We start from the raw sequence: 3,227 nt of genomic DNA on the forward strand, positions 1-3,227 counted from the left end.
CAGTTTGAGTCGAAACTTCCATAAATGTCTCTTTCATTAGTATTTTAAAAATTGTACTTAATCCTATCTTTAATGAGTCCGAAAATGTCTATTTGGAACCCAAAAGGCTGATCATATTAAATACAACGTGTTTGTATATGGTTTGTTGCGTGGTTTAAGTAACTAATTTAGTAAATAATTACTGACCAAGAAAGTCCGCGAGGACTTTCGTAAGTAGGCAAGAAGCCAGCAATAAATTATATACGGTGTTAGGGTTAGTTATTTATCCATTCAATTGAACTTTCAGACATCTTTTTATAATTGTGACCTACATTTTCTATTGTGTCAATTTTCCAGTTAAATATCCAACTGTTTTTGTTTTTTAATTCCTTATTTACGTTATAAAAATTTGTTCCGCGCTCTAATCTGTGAGCTCCTTGTTCCATCGCTAAATCAGTTGTTCTGAAAGTTCCTAAACTTGGGTCATTATCTAACTCTCCCAATAGAATAATCAATCTTTTTTTATAAGATTTCTGTAAGTCAGATTTTAAATCCATTCCTGTATTTTTAACACCGTAAGGAAATTCAAGATTTTCCTTTGGTAAACTATAAAATCCAGAATTAGCTGAAATAGCGGTTCTAATTCTCGATTCGGGCATTAATAGTATCATTCTATGAACAAATTGTCCACCAGCAGAATGTCCAAAGATGTCATAATTTTTATTCGTAATATTATTAATTGATTTGATATAGTCAAATATATTTTCTACAACTGTATAAGCCCATTCCTCTTTCGGGTTTTGAGTCCCGAAGAAAGTGAATAAATTTCCTTCTTGATAGTCATTAGTTGTATATTTTGAAAACCTATTTTCAAATTCAGGTGCTATTATTAATAAATTGTTCTTTTTGGCAATGTCAATCCAAGCGTCAAGATAATCATCCGCATTTCTTCCGCCGCCGTGCATAACGAAAACTATCTTATCTTCATTTTTCCAATTTTCAGGTTTGTATGTCCAAACTTTAATAGATTTTCTTTCGCTTTGCTTGTATGCATACATAACAAAAGAATCTTGACCATTTTTTATTTTGACATTTTCTGTAATTTCTGGTCCTTTGGGAAGTTTGTAGAGATAAATATAACCTACTATTGAGAGAAGAACTAATATTGAAAAAGTATATAAAATTATCTTTTTTAAAATTCTAAAAGTCTTGTTCATTTGGATTGATTTGATTGTTAACTCAAATATAGTTTTAGATAATTTCTCTTTAATTTTTTTCTTTCCGAATTGTTGATTTTCGAAGACGAAATGTTTTTTTAATTAACCCTAACGGTTTTTTATAAGATTTGTGCGACTGTAAAATCGGAGATTTTTCGAACGTAGCAAATCGTTAGTTGAATGTTTGTCGGTTCGTTATTTAGTTTAAAAGTAAGCATAAATTTTATGAGGTGTTGGCTGTAGTTTTAATCAGTATATAAATGATTTTACTATTTCAGGAATCGTTCCAAATATTAATCCTATTAAAATCGTAAAAACACCAAATAACTCAAGCCATATATCAGAAACTGCTGAATCAGAAATTAATTTTTCAGTTTTTTCCAAGTTACCTTTCATTTCCTTTTTGTTATTCTCAATATTTTCATTCAGACTGTTTATTTTCAAGTTGAAATCTTTTTTTACTAAATAAATATCATTTTTCAGATTTTCTATTTCTCCGTTAAAATAATCTGTAATTTCCTCAAAACTCTTTAATGGTTCTATTGTTTTGCTCAATCGTCCACTTAATTTTGAACTTCCTGTTATCGTTCCTTTTAAATTTACAATATTCTGTTTTTTCTTAAAAGGAAATCTTTTAAAATACTCAAGGAAAAATTGAATAATTCCAGAGTCTTTGAAAAAAATCAATTTATTTTTTAATGAAATTATTATCGTTGAAGCTCCAATTAATTGAAGAATTAATCCATATATTTTAATTCTATCAATCAGCAAAAAATCATTCGGTACTTTGTCTAAGTTTATTCCAATTATAAAAATAATTAAAGAGAGATAAAGGAATTTTCCCTCATAGAACCATAAAAATATTCTTTTCATATAATTTTCATTTTTTTATTACAGCCAACGGTCTCGGCTATGAGTAGTTGCGTGGTTTTGCACTTAACTTTGCAAGTACACTCCAAACTGAAAATCCGCGAGGATTTTCAGAAGTAGGCGAGAACAAGCAATTACTTATAGCCATTGTTGTATGCCGTTTTTTTATTTTATTCAGTTCAAATGTTTTCTTTCCGTAATGTGCGTGTCTATGGCAATTCGGACATAATGCCACACAATTTTCAATTGTATCCAATCCGTTTTCTGAAAGTGGAATTATGTGATGTACTTCTAAAAATCCAAGTCCACTAGAATCTTTTATAAAAGGTGCTTCATTTTCACAATATTCACAAACTCCGTTTGCTCTGTCCAAAACTTCTGAAACTACATCTGAATTCCGTATGTAAATTTTCGATGTTGAGAAAGTTTCTTGAGCTGTTTTATTTGCTTTTTTAAGTCTTTCTATTCGTTTTTCTTTTGAGTCGAGTTGAGAATTTTTTACCTCGGTTTCAAAAGTTAATTCATACTCCTCGTTTGTCAGTTCAATTTTTTTGCTTGGATTGTATATTTCTGAAAGTTTGAACTTGCCATTGAGCCAATCTTTTCTTTCCCAACTTATATTTGAGTAACTATCAACTTTCAAAGAAGCAACTTTGTAATGTTTCCAAATCAGCTCATTTTCAATTAGTTTATTTATATTCGATGAACTTGTAGTTATCCAAAATAGTAATTCTCCGTTTGATTTAGAACTCCCAACTACTCTCGTAGGAAAACCAATTTTCTCGGAAATATCATCGTCAATTATTATTTCAATTGTGTCTTGAAACATTCCAACTAACATTACTCTACCAAAAAATATTCCAAGACTATTTTTAGATGGCGGAAATCCGAACCAACTTTTTTCTGGAATTAATGTGTTTTGGAATGCTTTTTCAAAAAAGTTTTTTAAATCAGTATTTATTGATTTATCTCTTTTGTTTTCAGTCCATTCATCTATTATGTTTCTCCAATCTCTCATTTTTGGTCAAATGGCATACAACGGTAAATTGTATGAGTAGTGGCAGATTGCGTGGCACTTTCCTGTCAAACCGCTACGCAGTTTGAGCGGGCTACAAACCTTAAAATTTAGCACATCGCCTGCCATTACTTATACAAAATGTT

At 30.0% G+C, this 3,227-nt stretch carries 3 protein-coding genes; all 3 read right to left on the bottom strand.

Annotated features, from left to right (window positions below):
• Positions 1-254: 254 nt before the first annotated feature.
• The 3 genes from HGB55_RS14630 to HGB55_RS14640 all read right to left on the bottom strand — a co-directional run bounded on the left by HGB55_RS14630 (position 255) and on the right by HGB55_RS14640 (position 3,084).
• Positions 255-1,250: a steryl acetyl hydrolase gene (locus HGB55_RS14630; RefSeq protein WP_371807829.1), complete on the bottom strand. Its 996-nt coding sequence runs from the start codon at positions 1,248-1,250 to the stop codon at positions 255-257.
• Positions 1,251-1,445: 195 nt separating this feature from the next.
• Positions 1,446-2,069 (bottom strand): hypothetical protein, encoded by a 624-nt coding sequence (locus tag HGB55_RS14635; protein ID WP_168817765.1) that lies wholly within the window; start codon positions 2,067-2,069, stop codon positions 1,446-1,448.
• Positions 2,070-2,106: 37 nt separating this feature from the next.
• The gene (locus HGB55_RS14640; RefSeq protein ID WP_211047407.1) at positions 2,107-3,084 is read right to left on the bottom strand and encodes an HNH endonuclease; all 978 of its coding nucleotides are present in this window, start codon (positions 3,082-3,084) and stop codon (positions 2,107-2,109) included.
• Between the last annotated feature and the right edge of the window lie 143 nt (positions 3,085-3,227).

This window comes from Lutibacter sp. B1, from assembly GCF_012524075.1.
Lineage (GTDB): Bacteria > Bacteroidota > Bacteroidia > Flavobacteriales > Flavobacteriaceae > Lutibacter.

Bases quoted from the DNA above. Each gene is read 5' to 3' on its own strand.
- HGB55_RS14635 (WP_168817765.1), bottom strand. From the start codon at position 2,069: ATGAAAAGAATATTTTTATGGTTCTATGAGGGAAAATTCCTTTATCTC.
- HGB55_RS14640 (WP_211047407.1), bottom strand. From the start codon at position 3,084: ATGAGAGATTGGAGAAACATAATAGATGAATGGACTGAAAACAAAAGA.